Raw genomic sequence first — 18,120 nt, 5'->3', positions numbered from 1 at the left:
AAGCTCAGGTTTCCGCCTGAGCCGGGGCCGTCCTGGGAAGCCGGATGATGAACCGCGTGCCGCGTGCCCTGTCTCTCGGCGGACTTTCGACATTGATCGTCCCGCCGAGAACCTCGGTGACGATCTGATGGACGATGTGTAGTCCAAGCCCGGTACCGCCGCTGTGACGGGCGGTTGAAAAGAACGGCTCGAATATCTTTTCTATATCCGTTCCGCTGATACCGCGACCGTCGTCGGCGAACTCGATGAGGACCTGATCTCCCGATCTACGGGCATTGATCGTGATCATGCCGGGTTTGCCTGCTTCGAAGGCATGCAGCAGGGAATTGTTGACAAGGTTGGACAGGACCTGGGCAAAAGGCCCCGGATAGGTGGTTATTATCAGAGCATCGGGCACGTCCATCGTCAGGCTGATGCCGGCGCTGGCGTCCCATTTGCGCAGGCGCGGATCCGCATCGGGAATGAAGGCAGCCAGATTGATATCCCGTCGCTCCAATGTCGCCCGGTCCACCGCGACCTGCTTGAACCGTTGAACCAGCGCGGTGCATCGATGTATGGCATCCCGCACCATGTCGAGGCTGACGTCGCTGTCTGCGATATAGAGGTCGAGGTCGGAGCGGCGCAGCCCCGTGGTGACCTTTTCCTTGAAAAGCCTGAGGTCGTTGGCGGCCTTGCTGAGCACGAGCGCCGCACTTCCAAGCGGCGTATTCATCTCGTGGGCGACGCCCGCAACCATGAGGCCCAGCGAGGACAGCCGTTCGGCGCGCGCGAGTTCGCGTTGAGTGACGCCCAGTTTTTCATTGGTCTCCCGCAGCGTCCTGTTCGCCTCCTCCATTTGTCGTGCCCATTCCGCTTCTGCCTCCATGCCATTGGCCAGGCGGCCTGTGACCGCCAGCGCAACTGCGGCAAGAACGGTCGCCACCAGGCCGAGAATGAGTTTGCCCCTTGTTTCCTGGCTGTCGGTCGCGCCCGCTGCGTCGCGGGCAAGCAGATAGAGACTGGCACCCGGGGCGCGCATTTCCGCGACCTCGCCGGAGGTCAGCAGGCCCGCGCCGGGGTCGAAGCGCCGGTAGCTCCAATCCTCGCCGCCCCTGTTGAAAAGACCCCTGCCGCCCTTGCTGACCGCCTGAAGTCGGTCCGCCTGAGCCGGGTCCTGTGCCGGAGCCCCGAGCTGCCAGGCCCAATTCGCCTTTGGGTCGGGTCCCTGGACCCAATATCCCGCCTGGTTCATCAGATAGAGGTCAACGCTCATGTCGAGCCGTTTCAGGCGTTCGAGCAACCGCGTGCCGCGATAGTTGATGACGATGATACCCTGCTTGATGCCGTTGTGGAAAACAGGACTTGCAACGCGCAGCGTCGGCAGATGCGGCACTTCGACGACGCCGTTTTCGATATTGAGGTCGAGAGCGGAGAAATACAGGCCATTCAGCGGCAGCGCGACCGTGTCGCGAAAGTAAGGCCTGTCCGCTTTGTTCTGCAACTGCTCCTGGGCAACCACAACCGGCTCGCCGCCGCCGCGATGGTTGACGCGCAGCCGCTCATTGCCCTCCGTATCCAGCCACCGAACCTGATCGTAATCCGGCGAGCTGGCGGCGAAGCTCTGGAATATCTCCACGCTCATCGGCGTGAGCGGGGCGCCCGGCTCGCCGAAGCGCGATTGCAGGTCGGCGAGAAACAGGGCGTCGCGACCGAGCCGGTCCAGGGTGCGGCCGAGAATGTCGTAGGCCTGCGACAGGGTCTCCTCTCGGTTGCGGATCTGAGGCTCCCGCGCGTTCACGCCGATCTGATGCCAAAGCAACGGCACACCGACGCCAAGCCCGACGACCCAGGGTATCACGAAGAGGGCGAGCCGCTTGCGATGGCGATAAGCGGTCCGGAAAGATGAGAAGATGCGGGGTTCTGTCCTTGCGATCATTGGCAGCTACGCAGTCTTGATCGGTGAATTCCGCAGCCTTGCGAGAAATTGCTCGAAGGGTTCCGGCCTGGCGTAAAGATAGCCCTGCACCAAAGTGCATTTTCTCGACCGCAGCCATTCCGCCTGCTGTTCTGTCTCGACACCCTCGGCAAGCACACGCATGTTCATGCGCTCGCCAAGCCGGATGATCATCTCGACGATCGTCTCGTTCTGGCTGGCGCGTCCGAGATCGGCAACGAAGGACCGGTCGATCTTGAGCGTGGCGGCCTCGAACGACCGGAGTGTCGTCAGGGAGGAATACCCGGTACCGAAATCGTCGATCGCAATCGCAAAACCTTCTCGTTTGAGAAGTGAGAGCACGTTGTTGGCGTATTGGAAGTCTTCCATCGCGACCGTTTCGGTAATCTCCAGTTCCAGGCGGTCCGGCGACAGGCCGTAGCGCCGCGTGGTCGCGATCAGTTCGTCGATGAATTCCTTGCGCCCGATCTGGACCGGCGAAACATTGACGGCGACGGTGACCGCCGGAAATCCCGCTTCGTCCATCGATCGCAAAGCGCTGCAGGCCAGTTCCAGGATCTGCTGGCCGAGGGGCACGATCAGCCCGTTCGCTTCCGCCAGGGGGATGAAATCCGCCGGAGGAATGCTCGTCCCGTCGGAGCGGGTCCAGCGCGCCAGAATTTCCGCGCCGACAATCCGGTTGTCGGTCAGGTCGATCTGCGGCTGGAATACGATATGGATTTCCCGATTGAGCACCGCCTTGTAAAGCTGCTGCGAAAGATCGAACCGGCGCCGGGTCTCCTCTTCGATCTTGGGGTCGTATTCGACGAGTTGTCCGCTTGCCTCCTTCAGGCCGGCCTTCTTCAGGAGGAGAAGCCCCGTGGCGATGGCACTTTGCGCCGACGTGAAGTGATTGAGATCGAGGGAGGCCGCCTCTGCGCCGAAAAACAGGGCCTCGGGAGATTGGGCCTCCGCTTCGAGGCGGTTCACATACTCGATCCGCACCAGATATTCCGGTCCGAGCACGGCAAACACATCCTCGTGCAAACGGGCGATCAGGCATGGAGGCGGAAAGGCCACCGCCAGGCGCTTTGCAAAGGCGCGCAACAGCCGCTCGCCCTGTTCGACGCCAAGCGAGACGCAGCTTCTCGCATATTGGTTGAGCTCGATGAACAGGACTTTCCGCCTGCGGGGCGGGGGAATTTCAAGCGCAGCCTGCACGCCGCGCTTCAGCGCATTGCCATTGGCAATTTCGAGCAGGCCGTCTTCGTAGGCGATGCGGTCGAGCTGGCTGGTCAGCGCCACGTTGATCAGACCGGTGCCGATATTGGTCGCGAAAACCCGCAGCAGTTCGCGCTCCGTATCGTCGATCCGCCTGTTCGTCGCGATATAGGCCGCCGCGGGAGGGGCAACCGCCTGGCCCGGGAAAAACAGGACCTGCGCCATCGCCGTCTCGATATTCGCCTGCTCGCCAAGCGAGCGCTGGATCAGGTCCCGAACGGATTCGTCACTGATGGTGTCGAGGGTCTGGTTGAGCACGGAAGCGAAACGTCCGGCCGATCCGACGATCTTCGGCGGCTGTTCGCGGTCACGCCCGCGAACACAGACGATGCCGTCCTCGCCGACGCCGAGAAGCGCGGCCAGTTCGTGGATCATCCGGCGGGAGAAATCCTCAAACCCCGACGACCTCGCCAGGCTATTGCTGGCCTCGACAATGCTCTGGAGGCCCCGGCGGGCGCGGTTCAGCACGTCGATCTGCTCGAACGTCCGGAGATTTGCGGTGAGGATGCTGTGAAGCCGCTCGTTGGTGAGGTCGGTCTTCAGCCAGTAATCGCTGATATCGTAGGTCTCGAGCGATGATTGCATCGGGGCCATGCCCGGTTGTCCCGTCAGCAGGACGATACGCAGCTGCGAATTCCCGAGAACCTCGCGGATTGTTCGAACCAGCCTCAGCCCCGCATCGTCCGTCTCCATCACGATATCGAGCAGCAGGACCGCGGTGGAAGGGTTCTCGAGCAGAAGTTTGGCAGCCTCGTTGGCGGAACTGGCGGACAATATGCGCGGAGCGATGCCGCGATAGCTGAAGCCCGCCAGGGAAAGCTTCAGGGAATTCTGGAACATTTCGTCGTCATCGACGCTCAAGATGGTGAAGTCATGCATCTCGGCGCGGAATTCCCCGGACGAGGCTGGCGTCTCGGCCGCCGCCTCGGGTTGAAACTGGAAGAAATCCTGAGATTGCGTTTCGTTTTCGATATCGCCCACGGACACATCCCCCGATTGCCGCGCAAGGGTTTCCCCCTGCTTTTCCGCGAATCCATTAATCCATCCAAAACCTAGCATGTCTCGCAAAAAAGGAGGCAGGGAAAATTTGCCCCACAGGATTTGCTTGCCGCTCTGGCGGCGTCCGCCGTCCGTCGTCTGTAAACCATTGTTTCGGTTGCAATCGACCTCGAAGCCAGCCCAAAAACTTCTCGGAGACGGCGAGGTTGGCGTGCAAAACTTTTATACTTTAGGACATGCCGCTGCTTGAGGAAGCCTGTCGCTTCGGCGAAAAGGTACTGCCGCGTCTCGATCTTGCCCGCGAGGCCCGGCAGCGCGTCATTTCACCGGGTCGGTGCTTTTCGATCGTGACCTTTCCACGGTCGGAACCGCCTGATCCCCCTGCGAAGGTAACAGCCCGTGGCAGCCAGCCAATCCGATTGTCTCGAGCAGACGGCCATCCCCAGCGATGGTATCGCGACGAGGGTGCTGAAGGGCGTCGAGACTGTCCTCGGCGTCGTTGCGGCGCTCATCCTTGCCGTTCTGCTGACGGTGGTGCTGGTCAGCGTCTGCCTGCGCTATTTCTTCAATACCGGCTTCATCGGCGCCGAGGACCTCGGCATCTGGCTACATGTGGCGCTGATTTCAGTCGGCGCGCCGCTCAGCCTCAACAGCGCGCTGGCCATGCGGCTCGACGTCTTTGTGCGTCTGCTGCCCGCCCGGGTGCTGCCGGCGACCCATATGCTGGCGGACGTCTTTACCGTGCTGGCGGCCCTGATCCTCCTGTTCGGCGGCTCGGAGATCATGGCTATGCTCGGCGGCACTTCTCCGACGCTCGGGGTTCCGGAGTGGATCCGCTTCGGTTTCCTCGGCGCGGGCGGCGTGTTGATCCTGCTGGTGCTTCTCCTGCAACGGATCGCCGAGGGCAGGGCGCTGCCGGTGCTGATCTCTCTCGGTCTTGGGGCCGCGCTTTATTTCGGCATTCCCAAAATTTTCGTCGACAGCGAACTGCCGCCGAGCCTGTTCCTGGCATTGGTCGCGGCGTTCGGCCTCGTTCTGGCCGCGCCCTTGGCGCATGCGTTTCTCGCCGCCGCCTACGTGGCGATCGCCTTCGGCAGCAGCCTGCCGGAGCCGGCGATCGTTTCCTCGACGGTGACCGGCATGTCGAAATTCCTGCTGCTTGCCATTCCCTTCTTCCTGCTGGCCGGTGGGCTGCTCACCGCTTCGGGCGTCGCCAACCAGCTCGTCCGGTTCGCCGCCTCCATGGTCGGCCACCGCCGTGCCGGGCTGGCGCAGACGACGCTGCTGACCAGCGTGCTGTTTTCCGGCGCGTCGGGCTCTTCGGTCGCTAACGCCGCCTTCGGGGCCTCCACCTTCCAGCCGGAACTGGTCAAGCACGGTTATCCGCCGGCACAGGCCGGCGCGATCATCGCTGCCACCTCGGTGCTCGACAACGTCATTCCGCCGTCGATCGCCTTCCTGATCCTGGCGACAGCCACCAACCTCTCGGTCGGTTCGCTGCTGGTCGGTGGTTTCTTCGCCGGCGGCCTGATGGCGATCTGCCTGGCCGTCGCCATCCATCTATCGATCCGCGAACAGGTCGCCCTGCCGCGCGCCTCCGGACGCGAGCGCCGGCAGGCGGCCATCTCCGCCATTCCCGCCTTCGGCCTCGGCATCATCGTCGTGGTGGGTATCCGCATCGGCATCGTCACCACCACCGAGGCGGCGGCTCTTGCGGCGTTCTATACGATTATCCTGGCCATCTGGGGCAGGATCGGCGCGGGCTCGCTGCTCGCCTCGTTCCGCCAGGCGGCAACCGAATCCGCCGCGATCGGCCTCCTGATCGGCACCGCCGGACCTTTCGCCTTCCTGCTTGCGGTCGACAACGTCTCGGGCCTGGTTTCAGATTTCGTGACTGTGCTCGGCGGCAGCGCGCTGGCGGTCATCATCCTTTCCAACCTCATCCTGCTGGTGGTCGGGCTGGTGCTCGATATCGGCGCGGCGATCCTGCTGTTCGGGCCGATCCTGCTGCCGGCAGCCGTTGCCGCCGGCATCGATCCGATCCATTTCGGCGTCATCATCGTGGTCAACCTGATGATCCACGGCCTGACGCCGCCGCTCGGCATGTTGATCTTCGTGGTCAGCGGTGTCACCCGCATTCCCGCGACCGCGCTGTTCAGGGCGGTCGTGCCCTACCTGCTCGCACTTCTCGTTTCCCTGGCGATCCTCTGCGCCTGGGCGATCATCGTTTAACCGCTTCACATCTCCGGGACCTTGAGACATGGACAATATCAACCGCCGAACCCTTCTGAAGACCGCCGCGGCGTCGGGCGTGGCACTCGCCGCTCCGGTTTTCGTGCGCACCGCCGCCGCCCGCACCACGACGATCACCACGGCCTCGCTGCTCGGTGACGACAAGCCGGAAACCAAGATCTGGTTGAAGATCGGCGAACTGGTGGAAGCCCGGCTGCCGGGCCAGTTCAGGTTCAACATCGTCAAGAACGGCGCGCTCGGCGGCGAGAAGGAAGTGGCCGAAGGCACCCGCCTCGGTTCCGTGCAGGCGAGCCTTTCGACCGTCTCGTCGCTGTCCGGCTGGGTGCCGGAACTGCAGGTCCTGGATCTGCCGTTCCTGTTCCGCGACGCGGCGCATGTCCGCAAGACGATCGATGGCAGTGTCGGCACCGATCTCAGGCAGAAGCTCGCCGCCCAGAATTTCGTGATCGGCGATTTCATCAATTACGGCGCCCGCCACCTGCTTACCAAGGAGCCGGTCACCCGTCCGGAACAGCTGAAGGGCAAGAAGATCCGCGTCATCCAGAGCCCGCTGCACACCAAGCTGTGGAGCGCCTTCGGCACCGCCCCGGTCGGCATTCCGATCACCGAGACCTATAATGCGCTGGCGACCGGCGTCGCCGATGCCATGGATCTCACCAAATCCGCCTATGCCGGCTTCAAGCTTTATGAGGTCGTGCCCTACATGACCGAGACCGGTCATATCTGGGCCTCCGGCGTCATCTATTATTCCGCCAGCTTCTGGAACGGGTTGAACCCCGAGCAGAAGACGGTTTTCCAGGAAGCGTCGAAGGAAGGCGCTGCCTATTTCAACCAGCTGATCGTGGACGACGAGGCGGCATCGGTTGCCGTATCATTGAAGAATGGCGGCAAGCTGCTGAAGCCGGAAGCCTTCGAGGAATGGCAGAAGGGCGCGCAAGGCGTCTGGCAGGATTTCGCCGGGATTGTCGGCGGCATCGATCGGATCAGGTCGATCCAGGCAGCCTGATATCATTTTTTGAAAGGTTAAGAAAATTTAATATGGCACCGCAAAAGCGGTGCCATTTCCCTGTCTAACTCGTAATTTCGGCCAGAAACCGCCTGTTTCCTGCCTTTTTAGACAATTTAAGTAATTTGGCGCTGCCTTGTTTCGACCCGAAAGCGAACACATTTTTGTGCACTGCAGTATTTGCCCTTGTCTGGGTCGTTAGCATGCCTATGTTTGCGGCAGCCGGTGCCTAATTTTTTAGACTCCTGCGTCTCGGGCATTCGTCCCCCTTCACCTGACCGGTTTTCGGCAGGCAATTCTAGAAGGAGCATACCATGACAATTTCCATCAATAATTTCGCATCCGCCAATGGAGCGAAACTCTCTCCGCAGCACATTGCCTCGGCAGTTGCCGAAACGCGCCGGAATGTCGGCTACAGCATCGAAGAACTTGCCATCACGACCGGCCTCGTCAACGACGAGATCGTTCGCATCGAAAACGGCACCGATGCCGACCCAGCCAAGCTGAAGCGCATCGCTGCGGCGCTCAAGGTTCCGGTTACGACTTTCCTGCCTTCCTGATACAAAGGTTTTCCGGCCGCCTCGGCGGCCGGACCCTATTTCGGTCTTCTGTCCTTCTGCGCTGAAGGCCGCCCCCCTCGGTCACACGAAGATGTGGCCTTCCTCCTCGACCAGTTCCTTTAGAAACTCCACCACGGTCCGCAGCCGCATCAGGTCGCGCGTGGTTTCGTGGTAGGTGGTCCAGTAGGACCGCCGGATGACGGTTTCGGGCAGGACCCGAACAAGTTCCGGATATTGCCGCGCCACGTAGTCGTGCAGGATGCCGATACCGGCTCCAGATCGGACCGCCTCCGTCTGGCCGATGGCGCTCGAAATCTCGAAGCTCGCATCCCAGTCCCGCATCACTTCGCCGGTGAAATTCAGGGACGGCGAGAAGATCAGATCCTCCACATAACCGATGCGCGGATGGCTTTTCAGCGCCTCGACCGTCCCCGGCGTTCCCGCCTCGTCGAGGTAAGTCCCGGAGGCATAGAGCCCCAGAGTGTAGTCGGTCAGTTTCGAGGAGACGAGCCGGCCCTGTTCCGGTCGTTCGATGGTAATGGCGATATCCGCCTCCCGCTGGGACAGCGAAAAGGAGCGCGGCACCGGCACCAGTTGCAGCTTGAGTTCCGGGTGGCGGCGGGTCAGCCGCCCGAGCCGCGAGGCAAGGAAGGATACGCCGAAGCCGTCCGGCGCGCCGATCCGCACCGTGCCGGCGATCGCCGTGTCGATCCGCCCGGTACTCGCCTGCGCCGCCAGCATTTCCGTTTCCATCCGCTCTGCAGCGCGAAAGAACACCTCGCCTTCGGCGGTCAGCTCGCAGCCATTGGTGCGGCGGATGAGGAGGCGGGTACGCAAATCCTCCTCCAATGCGGTCACTCGCCTTCCCAGCGTCGCATGATTGACGCCGAGCCGCCGCGACGCCGCCAGGATCTGGCCGGTGCGGGCAACCGCCAGGAACATGCGCACATCGTCCCAGTTCATTTGAGGCTCCAATGTCGAAATTTGCACAACGGATGCGTAAACTACGGCGTTGCCTTGTGCAAATCTGGGAGTATCCTCGGCCCTCGAAAAGATCGCCACCAAAGGCAGGAGGAGTTACCCATGCGTGAGATCGGGCATTTCATCGGCGGCAAGCATGTCGCCGGCACAAGCGGCCGCACGGCTGACGTCTTCAACCCCGCAACCGGCGAAGTTCAGGCGAAGGTCGCGCTCGCCAGCGTTTCGGAAATCCGCGCAGCCGTCGAAAACGCCAGGCAGGCGCAGCCGAAATGGGCAGCCACCAATCCGCAGCGCCGCGCCCGCGTGTTCATGAAGTTCGTCGACCTGCTCAACCAGAACATGGATGAGCTCGCCGAAATGTTGTCGAAGGAACACGGCAAGACGATCGAGGATTCCAAGGGCGACGTCATCCGCGGCCTGGAAGTCTGCGAATTCGTGATCGGCATCCCGCACCTGTCGAAGGGCGAGTTCACCGAAGGCGCCGGCCCGCATATCGACATGTATTCGATGCGCCAGCCGGTCGGCATCGGCGCCGGCATCACTCCGTTCAACTTCCCCGGCATGATCCCGATGTGGATGTTCGCCCCGGCCATCGCCTGCGGCAATGCCTTCATCCTGAAGCCGTCCGAGCGTGATCCGTCCCTGCCGATCCGCCTTGCCGAACTGATGATCGAGGCGGGCCTGCCGGCCGGCATCCTCAACGTCGTCAACGGCGACAAGGCGGCCGTCGATGCGATCCTCACTGATCCGGATATCGGCGCCGTTTCCTTCGTCGGCTCGACGCCGATCGCCCGCTACGTCTATGGCACGGCGGCGATGAACGGCAAGCGCGCCCAATGCTTCGGCGGCGCCAAGAACCACATGATTATCATGCCGGATGCGGATCTCGACCAGGCCGTCAATGCGCTGATGGGCGCAGGTTACGGTTCGGCCGGCGAGCGCTGCATGGCCGTTTCGGTCGCCGTCCCGGTCGGCGAGGACACCGCCAACCGCCTCGTCGAAAAGCTGACGCCGAAGATCGAGGCGCTCCGCATCGGTCCTTATACGGACGACAAGGCCGACATGGGCCCGGTCGTCACCAAGGAAGCCCATGCCCGCATCAACGGACTGATCGACCGCGGCGTCGAAGAGGGCGCCAAGCTTCTGGTGGATGGCCGCGGCTTCAAGCTGCAGGGCTACGAGAACGGCTATTTCGTCGGCGGCACCCTGTTCGACCACGTCACGCCGGACATGGACATCTACAAGCAGGAAATCTTCGGCCCGGTCCTCTCGGTCGTGCGCGCCCACAATTACGAGGAAGCGCTCGATCTGCCGATGAAGCATGAATATGGCAACGGCGTCGCCATCTTCACCCGTGACGGCGATGCCGCCCGCGATTTCGCCAGCCGTATCAATATCGGCATGATCGGCATCAACGTGCCGATCCCGGTTCCGCTCGCCTACCACTCCTTCGGCGGCTGGAAGGCTTCGAGCTTCGGCGATCTCAACCAGCACGGCACGGACTCGATCAAGTTCTGGACCAAGACCAAGACGATTACCGCCCGCTGGCCTTCCGGCATCAAGGACGGTGCCGAATTCGTCATGCCGACGATGAAGTAAAAGACGTTCCGTCGAAATTCTCGAGCGGGCCTCTTCGGGGGCCCGTTTTTGTTCTGGCGCTTAAAAGCGTGGTCGCCATATAGAGCAATGATTGAAATGACATGTCACGCCCTTACAATGACGGGAAGAATCGGGCAGCTGTCCGTCTCTACGGCATTCGGCAAGGGGGCATGACATCATGGCAGTGGCAGAAACGGCGCCTCGTGCGGCGGCGGGGCAGTCTTTCGAACGGGCATCGTTCACCGGCAGCGCCAGCGAATATTTCGGCATCTGGATCGTCAACGTTCTTCTGACGATCATCACCGTCGGCATTTATTCGGCCTGGGCCAAGGTGCGGCGCAAGCGATATTTCTACGGCAATACCGTCATTCTCGGCCGCGCCTTCGAATATCACGCGACCGGCAAGCAGATCTTCATCGGCCGGCTGATCGTCATCGCCTTCCTGATCGTCATCAATGTCGGCACCGCGATCTTTCCGCCGATCGGCATCATCACTCCGATCGTGATCCTGATCGCGTTGCCATGGCTCATCAAGCGCAGCCTGCGCTTCAATGCCCGCGTGACGAGCTATCGCAACGTCCGCTTCGATTTCGTCGGCACGGCAGGCGGCGCATTCGTTGCGATCCTGCTCGGCAGCTTGGTCGCCTTCATTTCCCTCGGCATCCTAGCGCCGCTCGCGAGCCGGTGGACCTGGCGATACATCTTCAACAACCTGCGTTACGGCGACCGGCCCTTCTCCAGCGATCCGGCCCTCGGGCGGCTTTATCGCGTCTGGCTCCTGCCGGCGTTGATCGTCTTCCTGGGCAGTCTGATTTTCGGTTTCATTGCCTTCGTCGTGATTGTCGGTTCGGCGACCTTCATGAGTGAGAGCGCAAACTTGACGGACACGCAGCTGACCGTGCTGAGCATCGCCGGTATCTATGCCGGGGTCTTCAGCTATTTCATCCTCTATGGCCTTGCCGGTCTCTTCTACCGTGCCGGTGTGCGCAATGTCGTCTGGTCGGCAGCGGTGCTCGATGGCCGCCATCAGCTGGTGAGCGACCTGTCACGGCCGCGTTATGCCTGGATCGCAATCAGCAACGTGATCGTCACCGTGTTCACGCTCGGCCTGATGCGCCCCTGGGCGGCGGTCCGGCTCGCCCGTTACGTCAACGAACATTCCGGCATCCGGATTAACGGCGATCCCGGCGAGATCCTGTCCTCCATCGAGGCAAGCGGGGCTGCGATCAGCGCCGAATACATGGATATGGAAGGGTTCGACTTTGGCTTCTGAAAGCTCGGCGATCGCGACGGGCGAATGGCATCCGGCCAATTCCAGCCGCGCGGTCCCGGCCATTCTGCGCGAGGAGGGCGTCCTCCTCGTGGCCGTGGAAGAGGGACGGACGCTCGCGTCTGCGGTGCCGGAGCGGATCGAGATCAGTCCGCGGGTCGGCTCCATCCCGCGGCGGGTGCGCTTTCCGGACGGTTCCGTATTCGAGACGCGCGACAATGACGGGGTCGATGGCTATCTTCGCGTCAGGCGCGGTCCACGCAGCGGCCTGCTGCACCGGTTGGAGAAATTCCATCCGCGCCTGATCCTCATGACGCTCGCCGTCATCCTGCTGGCCACCACGATCTACCGCTTTGCCGTCCCCGTCCTGGTGGAAGTTGCGGTCCTGGTCACTCCACCTTTCGTGCCGGACCTGATCGGCTCCGGTACGCTCGCATCGCTGGACCGGACGATCCTCAAGCCGTCCGATCTGCCGGAAGGCGAGCGACAGGCGATCTCCGAGGGCTTTTCGAAACTCGCGGCCCAATCGAAGGGCGGGCAGGGCGCCTATCGCCTGAATTTTCGCGATGGCGGCGTGATCGGCCCGAACGCCTTCGCGCTCCCGGATGGCAGCCTCATTCTTACCGACGACCTGGTGAAGCTCGCCAATGGCGACCGGGAAATGATCCTCGGCGTGCTCGGCCACGAGATTGCGCATGTGGAAGGCGAGCATAGCCTGCGGCAGCTCTATCGCGCCGCCGGCGTTGCGGCGCTGGTCATGCTGATTGCCGGCGATGTCGGCTCGGGCGTCGAGGACATCCTCACGCAGGGCGGCGCGCTGCTGGCGCTTTCCTATTCCCGTGCTGCGGAAGCCGAGGCGGATCGCCGTTCGGTCGAGCTGATGCGCGCGGCCGGTTACGATCCCGTCGCGCTCGCCCGGTTCTTCGCGGTCTTGGAAGACAAGCTCGGCGACCACCGGGATGCGAGCATTCTGTCCAGCCACCCCGGCACGCCGCAACGTCAGCAGGACATCCGCAATTATGCCGCCCAGTCCGGAGGTCGGCTTCAGGCAAGGTAACCGTGGTCCATAGCGAACCATTGACGTATCCGCAGACTATTCTAATTTAGCGCGCGGAGTAGGAGTGGGGATGTATGTCCATGGTTTACGAGTGGGATGCGAAGCGTGCCCGCCGCACGTATCTGGCGAAGGTCGGCCTCAGCCTGCTGGCCGCAATGGTGGTAGTCGCGATCCCGACCTGGGTTGCGATGTCGATGACCGGCTGACGTGAGCCGGACTATTCCGGTGACCCGCCGCCGAACCGGAACAACGATCTGAAGGCGCGCGAGATCGACATATATTGCGGCGGTTGTCGTTCGATCGCCGTATATCCCGCTTCTGTCAGCGAGAACAGACGCCCCGCACGCGTCTCGCGGTGGGTGATATATTGCATGTTGAGCGCCCGGTTCAGGGCCGGCGCCATCTCGCTGGTCCAGCCGATCTCGGAAGCCGGGACGCGCGAGCCGCCGGCCTCGTAAAGGACCATCAAAACCTCATGCAGGTCGCGCGATATCATCGGCCATCCTTGCACAATCCGCCCGGCATGGCCAAGACCGGTTGTTCTTTCGTGTTGAACGAGCAATTCATGGCTTGAATTCCGCGGCGACGAAGGCAAGCTGGCGCGGCTCGGAAACTTGATGACAATTTTCTTATTTTGGAATTGTTCAAAACTAGCGGAGCCATTATATAGGGCGGGTACGAGTCTCGGGAGACCAGCATGCGCTTGACCAAACAGACGAATTACGCAGTACGGATGCTGATGTATTGTGCCGCCAACGAAGGCCATCTCAGCCGCATTCCCGAGATCGCCAGGGCCTATGGGGTTTCCGAACTCTTCCTCTTCAAGATCCTGCAGCCGCTCAACAAGGCCGGCCTGGTGGAGACGGTGCGTGGTCGCAATGGCGGTGTTAGGCTGGGCCGCGCAGCGGACCGGATCACGTTGTTCGATGTCGTCAAGGTGACGGAAGACAGCTTCGCCATGGCGGAATGTTTCGAAGAAGGTGTCGCGGAATGCCCGCTTGTCGATAGCTGCGGCCTGAACGCTGCGCTTCGCAAGGCTCTCAATGCTTTCTTCGACGTGCTTGCCGAATACACGATCGACGATCTCGTAAAGGCGCGCCCGCAGATCAATTTCCTGTTGGGCATCGACAATCTCCACCTGCCGAAGGTCATCGCGCCGAAAGCCATCGCCCCGGCCGCTTGATCTTGCCCATTCCCGTTTTTTGAAGGCGCCGCCGTCAAGGTTGGCGCCTTTTGTTTTTCCTGGGGGCGGTGGAGAGGTTGACCTCGCTCGCATTTGCAATAGAAGGGGATCAGGCGTTTTTCTGGCTTTTGTCAGTTTTCTTCCTGAGGCGCCTTCAGGATCCAAGCCATGCTCCCTTCGGAATTGCGCGCTTTCGCGCTGACTGCGCTGATCGGCACTGCCGGCGCGTTGGTCGCAGTTCTCATTGCTTTCCCGGCCCCTTATCTCATCGGTCCGGCCATTGCGATCACCATTGCCGGGCTCGCCGGGCTGAACCTCGCGGTGCCGTCGCAGGTCCGCAACGTCTGCTTTATCGTCGTCGGCGTCTCGATGGGGGCGACTGTCACGCCGGAGGTGATCGTCGCGGCCCGCACCTGGCCGCTGAGTTTCGTCATGGTGCTCGTGGCGGTCGTGATCCTCCTCTATGCCAGTTCCTGGGTGCTGCAGCGGGTCTTCTGTTATGACAGGATCACTGCGCTACTCGCCTCGTCCCCAGGCCACCTGAGCTATGTGCTCAGCCTTGCGGCAGAAACCCGTTGCGACCTGCGTGCCGTCAGCGTCGGTCAGAGCGTGCGGGTGCTGGCGCTGACGATCACCGTCCCGCTGATCGTCGAAATTTTCGATCTCGTCGGCACCGATACCGTTCAGGCTCCCCTGGCGATGAGCGCGCCCGTCCTTGCTGCCATGCTTGCGGTTTCAGCCCTGTTCGGCCTGCTGTTCATGCGCTGGAAATTTCCGGCGGCGCTGCTGCTCGGCGGCGTCGTGGTGTCGATCGCCACGCATGTGACCGGCTTTATCAGCGGCGGCGTTCCGAACTGGCTGCTGGTCCCGACCTATGTGATCCTCGGCTCGGTCATCGGCACGCGCTTCTGCGGCGTGTCGATCAGCGAACTGCGCACCGCCTTTATCGCCGGCGGCGTGGTGACCGTGGTCGTGATCGTGCTTGCCGCGGCGATCGCCGGAGGCGTTTCCTACCTGACCGGCGTGCCGCTGGATGCGGCGCTGATCGCCTTCGCGCCGGGCGGGCTCGAAACCATGTCGGCGATGGCGGTGATGCTGCATGCCGACCCCACCTATGTCGGCGCCCATCATGTGCTGCGGCTGATGTTCCTGTCGGTGCTGATGCCGATCGTGCTCGGCAAGGATGCCCGGCAGAAGTGATCGTCAGTTGACGAGGCGAACCGAGGTGATTTCGCCGGCGCCGCCGGCAGCTCCCGTATAGGGTTCGATCTCCCAGTTGGACGAGTTCATGATCATGGTATTGACCACCAGTGTGATGAGGTTCGTCTGGTTCGTGGTCGAATTGTAGGTGACGTCGCGGTTCGGAAGATGGATCACTCCCTTGAGAGTTTCGCCATTGGAACCGTTGAAGATGTATTGCTGCTTGCGGGCATTGTTGGCGGCATCGCTGGTCTTTTCGAACATCAGGATGCCCTTGTAGGTGCCGCTGGTCGGCGCCGAGGCCGTGAAGCTCAAGGCGCCGTTGGCGCGGATTTCGCTGTCGGTGTCCGGGAAGTAGAAGGTCACGCCCTCCGCGACGACCGTCGAACCGGAATTGATGATCATCCGGCCCTTGATGATATGCAGGCCGGGCTTGAACGTGATCTTCGGCGATCCGTTGAAGGTGGTGCCGCAATGGACGCCGGGGGCAAGTTCCTGAACCGCCCCGTCCTTCGTGCCGCTGGTGGTGCAGGTCGCGGAGACCGTCGGTTCGGCAATGCTGCCGGCATAGGGGTCTCCGGAAACCTTGCAGCCGGGCTTCAGGTTGCTGAGCGTCCCGCCGTTCTTGATATATTGGGTGCCGGCCACGCAGAAGCTCGCCGTATCGATCGTCGCACCGCTATTCATGATGAAGGCAGGGTTCTGCGTCGAACTGACCTCGACGCCGCATTTTTCTGAATGCACGTTGGCGCCCGAATTGATCAGCACCGCCTGCGACGCGTTGCCCAGCACGTAGATGCATGCGCCGGATGGCTTCGCGCCCCTGTTTGCGATGGCGGTGGATTGCACCTTTACCTCGATGGTGTGGATGCCGAGGATGCCAAGGAAATTCGTGGGCACGCCCTGGGCATAGGTCCCCGTCAGGCTGCCGTCGCTGTTTCCCGCAACGACAAGCGCGGTGTCGAGGTCCGTGTCCTCCGGAACCGCATCGGTCAGAAAGCGCAGCGCTTCGCGGCGCTGACTGGCGATATCGGGTTTTGCGGCAGCGCTCAGCAAGGCCGCATCGAGCGTTCCCTGCAATTTGTTGCGCTCGAACGAAGCCTGGGCAAAATCGATCGCGCCGCCGGCGGTCGCCACGAGGACCGGGAGTGCCAGAGCGGTCGCTATCGCAAAATTGCCGCCGGTATCATGCAGGATATCATAGAGGCGAAGTGCAATATTATCGATGAGTCGCCGCATGATCGAGGGTCCCAGGTTAAATTTGATGCGCTTGGAATGCGCTTTGAGGTGGACCTTTCTATCCCACTCCCTCTAAGGTTCCCGTAAGAGAATTGGAAAATCTGAGGTTAATTCGGATTCTATACTTTGGTCTTTTCCGCCTCCTGAACGTGCTCTCAATGGAAGTCATTCATGCCCCCAATCGAACTCTCGTCTCCTCTTGCAATCGTCGTCATGGGTGTCAGCGGATCGGGGAAGACATCGGTCGGCGAACATCTCGCCGCCCGCCTCGGCTGCGCATTCATCGAGGGTGACCGCCTTCATCCCGAGGCCAATGTTGCCAAGATGGCGAAGGGCATTCCGCTGACCGATGACGACCGCTGGCCCTGGCTCGATCTCGTTGGCGGCGAATTGGCCAAGGCGAGGGGGCGCGGCGAGAGCGTGGTCGTCTCGTGCTCTGCGCTCAAGCAGATCTACCGCGACCGGCTGCGGCGGGAGAGTGGCGGCATGCTTTATTTCGTTTTCCTCACCGGCGACCCGAAGGTGCTCGAGCAGAGGATGGGTGCCCGCACCGGCCATTTCATGCCAGCATCGCTGCTTCAGAGCCAGCTGGCCACCCTGGAAAGCCCGGAACTTGAGCCGGGTGTGGTAACCGTTGACATCGACGCAAGTCTTAATGCCATCGTCGATAAGGCTTTTGATGGTATTGCTAAGCTCCCCTGAGCATAGATAATAGGATCTAGGCTCTCGTTTTGTCCGATGTGCTGTCATGTGCATCGGTGTGGAAAGTATTCTAAAATTTAGCGTGCTTCGTGATCCGATCCTCTTCGGGCGCCGTATAAACAACAGTTTTGCGTTCAAGCAATTCCGCCTGACTTACCGGAGATTTCACCGGCAAAGAAAGGCAACGGTTGACAGTGTTTGAGGAGACGGTTTGCGGATGCCAGATTCGACGCAAGGACCGGGGCGGGGTTCCCTTCGCCGGGTGCCGAAACAAGAACGAAGCCGCGAGCGTATCGATGAGATCCTGAAAGTATCCATGGAACTGATCGGCCAGAAAGGCATCGATGCAGTGACCATGAAGGAGATAGCCGCTCTTTCCGGCGGGCCCATCGCATCGGTCTATCAGTATTTCCCGAACAAGTCCGCCATCATCGCGACGCTCTACGAACGTTACGTCGAAGAGGTCCGGTCTTTCGTGACGGAACAGATTGAAAAGATCGTCACGCCCGAAGACGCGCTGCAGGCGCCGGCCGCACTGTTCGACATGTACTATTATAACATGCGGGAAAGGCCATCGCTTCAGGATCTCCTGAACGCCATTCAGGCCGACAAGGCGCTCGCGGATCTGGACATTGCCGAGACCCGCTTTCAGGCCGATGTCTTCTACAAGGCGACCGAGCCTTTCGTGGAAGAGTCGCTGCGCGAAAATTACGCGCGGACGCTCCTGGTGATGTTCCACCTCTCGGGCGCGACCATGCGGCTGGCTCTCATGGTCCCCGAAGACGAAGCCGCCGGGGCCGTGGCGCAGTTCAAGTCGATCATTCGCGCGCAGGCGACCTATTATTTCACCGGCAGTTTTCCCGCCTCTCTCTGATCCC

General features: G+C 61.6%; 16 protein-coding genes and 1 pseudogene. 12 read left to right on the top strand and 5 right to left on the bottom strand.

Annotated elements, in window-relative coordinates; translation table 11 throughout:
* Nucleotides 1-4: 4 nt before the first annotated feature.
* On the bottom strand, nt 5-1,915 hold the full coding sequence (locus tag J2X76_RS04525; protein WP_310213646.1) for a sensor histidine kinase: 1,911 nt from the start codon (nt 1,913-1,915) through the stop codon (nt 5-7).
* A 6-nt stretch (nt 1,916-1,921) separates the two neighbouring features.
* Nucleotides 1,922-4,174: an EAL domain-containing protein gene (locus tag J2X76_RS04520; protein ID WP_310213644.1), complete on the bottom strand. Its 2,253-nt coding sequence runs from the start codon at nt 4,172-4,174 to the stop codon at nt 1,922-1,924.
* A 254-nt stretch (nt 4,175-4,428) separates the two neighbouring features.
* Here J2X76_RS04520 and J2X76_RS04515 point away from each other — a divergent pair.
* From J2X76_RS04515 to J2X76_RS04500, 4 genes and pseudogenes are all read left to right on the top strand, one after another.
* A pseudogene (locus J2X76_RS04515) lies at nt 4,429-4,568 on the top strand (alkanesulfonate monooxygenase); the annotation flags it as partial.
* 23 nt (nt 4,569-4,591) lie between these two features.
* Nucleotides 4,592-6,424, top strand: a complete 1,833-nt coding sequence (locus tag J2X76_RS04510; protein WP_310213643.1) for a TRAP transporter large permease subunit — start codon at nt 4,592-4,594, stop codon at nt 6,422-6,424.
* 28 nt (nt 6,425-6,452) lie between these two features.
* Nucleotides 6,453-7,451 (top strand): TRAP transporter substrate-binding protein, encoded by a 999-nt coding sequence (locus J2X76_RS04505; protein ID WP_310213641.1) that lies wholly within the window; start codon nt 6,453-6,455, stop codon nt 7,449-7,451.
* Nucleotides 7,452-7,765: 314 nt separating this feature from the next.
* Nucleotides 7,766-8,011 (top strand): helix-turn-helix domain-containing protein, encoded by a 246-nt coding sequence (locus J2X76_RS04500; protein ID WP_113129749.1) that lies wholly within the window; start codon nt 7,766-7,768, stop codon nt 8,009-8,011.
* A gap of 81 nt (nt 8,012-8,092) precedes the next feature.
* On the opposite strand, the gene J2X76_RS04495 is transcribed toward J2X76_RS04500, so the two are convergent.
* Nucleotides 8,093-8,974 (bottom strand): LysR family transcriptional regulator, encoded by an 882-nt coding sequence (locus tag J2X76_RS04495; protein ID WP_113129750.1) that lies wholly within the window; start codon nt 8,972-8,974, stop codon nt 8,093-8,095.
* Nucleotides 8,975-9,094: 120 nt separating this feature from the next.
* On the opposite strand from J2X76_RS04495, the gene J2X76_RS04490 reads away from it, so the two are divergent.
* The 4 genes from J2X76_RS04490 (at nt 9,095) to J2X76_RS04475 (ending at nt 13,124) form a co-directional block, all read left to right on the top strand.
* The gene (locus tag J2X76_RS04490) at nt 9,095-10,591 is read left to right on the top strand and encodes a CoA-acylating methylmalonate-semialdehyde dehydrogenase (protein WP_113284019.1); all 1,497 of its coding nucleotides are present in this window, start codon (nt 9,095-9,097) and stop codon (nt 10,589-10,591) included.
* A 178-nt stretch (nt 10,592-10,769) separates the two neighbouring features.
* On the top strand, nt 10,770-11,864 hold the full coding sequence (locus tag J2X76_RS04485; protein ID WP_310213638.1) for a YjgN family protein: 1,095 nt from the start codon (nt 10,770-10,772) through the stop codon (nt 11,862-11,864).
* Nucleotides 11,854-12,918, top strand: coding sequence for a M48 family metallopeptidase (locus tag J2X76_RS04480; protein ID WP_310213636.1), 1,065 nt, complete (start codon nt 11,854-11,856; stop codon nt 12,916-12,918). Before J2X76_RS04485 ends, J2X76_RS04480 begins: the two co-directional genes overlap by 11 nt.
* A 74-nt stretch (nt 12,919-12,992) precedes the next feature.
* Nucleotides 12,993-13,124 (top strand): hypothetical protein, encoded by a 132-nt coding sequence (locus J2X76_RS04475; protein ID WP_310213634.1) that lies wholly within the window; start codon nt 12,993-12,995, stop codon nt 13,122-13,124.
* 11 nt (nt 13,125-13,135) lie between these two features.
* Here J2X76_RS04475 and J2X76_RS04470 read toward each other — a convergent pair whose 3' ends face one another.
* Nucleotides 13,136-13,414 carry a hypothetical protein gene (locus J2X76_RS04470; protein ID WP_310213633.1) on the bottom strand — a complete coding sequence of 93 codons (279 nt, stop codon included), beginning with the start codon at nt 13,412-13,414 and terminating at the stop codon, nt 13,136-13,138.
* 201 nt (nt 13,415-13,615) lie between these two features.
* On the opposite strand from J2X76_RS04470, the gene rirA reads away from it, so the two are divergent.
* Both rirA and J2X76_RS04460 read left to right on the top strand, forming a co-directional pair.
* A complete protein-coding gene (gene rirA / locus J2X76_RS04465) occupies nt 13,616-14,101 on the top strand; it encodes an iron-responsive transcriptional regulator RirA (protein ID WP_113129755.1) in 486 nt (161 codons plus the stop codon).
* 168 nt (nt 14,102-14,269) lie between these two features.
* A complete protein-coding gene (locus tag J2X76_RS04460; protein ID WP_310213632.1) occupies nt 14,270-15,301 on the top strand; it encodes an AbrB family transcriptional regulator in 1,032 nt (343 codons plus the stop codon).
* 3 nt (nt 15,302-15,304) lie between these two features.
* On the opposite strand, the gene J2X76_RS04455 is transcribed toward J2X76_RS04460, so the two are convergent.
* Nucleotides 15,305-16,540 (bottom strand): pilus assembly protein TadG-related protein, encoded by a 1,236-nt coding sequence (locus J2X76_RS04455; protein WP_310213630.1) that lies wholly within the window; start codon nt 16,538-16,540, stop codon nt 15,305-15,307.
* A gap of 171 nt (nt 16,541-16,711) precedes the next feature.
* Here J2X76_RS04455 and J2X76_RS04450 point away from each other — a divergent pair, with 171 nt between their 5' ends.
* Together J2X76_RS04450 and J2X76_RS04445 are read left to right on the top strand one after the other, a co-directional pair.
* Entirely contained in the window at nt 16,712-17,242 is a 531-nt protein-coding gene (locus J2X76_RS04450) for a gluconokinase (RefSeq protein ID WP_310213629.1), read from the top strand.
* A gap of 217 nt (nt 17,243-17,459) precedes the next feature.
* The gene (locus tag J2X76_RS04445; RefSeq protein ID WP_113129759.1) at nt 17,460-18,116 is read left to right on the top strand and encodes a TetR/AcrR family transcriptional regulator; all 657 of its coding nucleotides are present in this window, start codon (nt 17,460-17,462) and stop codon (nt 18,114-18,116) included.
* Nucleotides 18,117-18,120 lie beyond the last annotated feature (4 nt).

The organism is Neorhizobium sp. 2083 (genome assembly GCF_031455615.1).
In the GTDB taxonomy this organism is placed as follows: domain Bacteria; phylum Pseudomonadota; class Alphaproteobacteria; order Rhizobiales; family Rhizobiaceae; genus Neorhizobium.
This window is presented reverse-complemented; position numbering and strand designations above follow the sequence as displayed.

Excerpts from the sequence above, each read along its gene's own strand:
- J2X76_RS04460 (WP_310213632.1), top strand. The coding sequence starts at position 14,270 with ATGCTCCCTTCGGAATTGCGCGCTTTCGCGCTGACTGCGCTGATCGGC.
- J2X76_RS04485 (WP_310213638.1), top strand. The coding sequence starts at position 10,770 with ATGGCAGTGGCAGAAACGGCGCCTCGTGCGGCGGCGGGGCAGTCTTTC.
- J2X76_RS04445 (WP_113129759.1), top strand. The coding sequence starts at position 17,460 with ATGCCAGATTCGACGCAAGGACCGGGGCGGGGTTCCCTTCGCCGGGTG.
- J2X76_RS04500 (WP_113129749.1), top strand. The coding sequence starts at position 7,766 with ATGACAATTTCCATCAATAATTTCGCATCCGCCAATGGAGCGAAACTC.
- rirA (WP_113129755.1), top strand. The coding sequence starts at position 13,616 with ATGCGCTTGACCAAACAGACGAATTACGCAGTACGGATGCTGATGTAT.
- J2X76_RS04525 (WP_310213646.1), bottom strand. The coding sequence starts at position 1,915 with ATGATCGCAAGGACAGAACCCCGCATCTTCTCATCTTTCCGGACCGCT.
- J2X76_RS04495 (WP_113129750.1), bottom strand. The coding sequence starts at position 8,974 with ATGAACTGGGACGATGTGCGCATGTTCCTGGCGGTTGCCCGCACCGGC.
- J2X76_RS04475 (WP_310213634.1), top strand. The coding sequence starts at position 12,993 with ATGTCCATGGTTTACGAGTGGGATGCGAAGCGTGCCCGCCGCACGTAT.
- J2X76_RS04490 (WP_113284019.1), top strand. The coding sequence starts at position 9,095 with ATGCGTGAGATCGGGCATTTCATCGGCGGCAAGCATGTCGCCGGCACA.
- J2X76_RS04455 (WP_310213630.1), bottom strand. The coding sequence starts at position 16,540 with ATGCGGCGACTCATCGATAATATTGCACTTCGCCTCTATGATATCCTG.
- J2X76_RS04470 (WP_310213633.1), bottom strand. The coding sequence starts at position 13,414 with ATGATATCGCGCGACCTGCATGAGGTTTTGATGGTCCTTTACGAGGCC.
- J2X76_RS04505 (WP_310213641.1), top strand. The coding sequence starts at position 6,453 with ATGGACAATATCAACCGCCGAACCCTTCTGAAGACCGCCGCGGCGTCG.
- J2X76_RS04450 (WP_310213629.1), top strand. The coding sequence starts at position 16,712 with ATGCCCCCAATCGAACTCTCGTCTCCTCTTGCAATCGTCGTCATGGGT.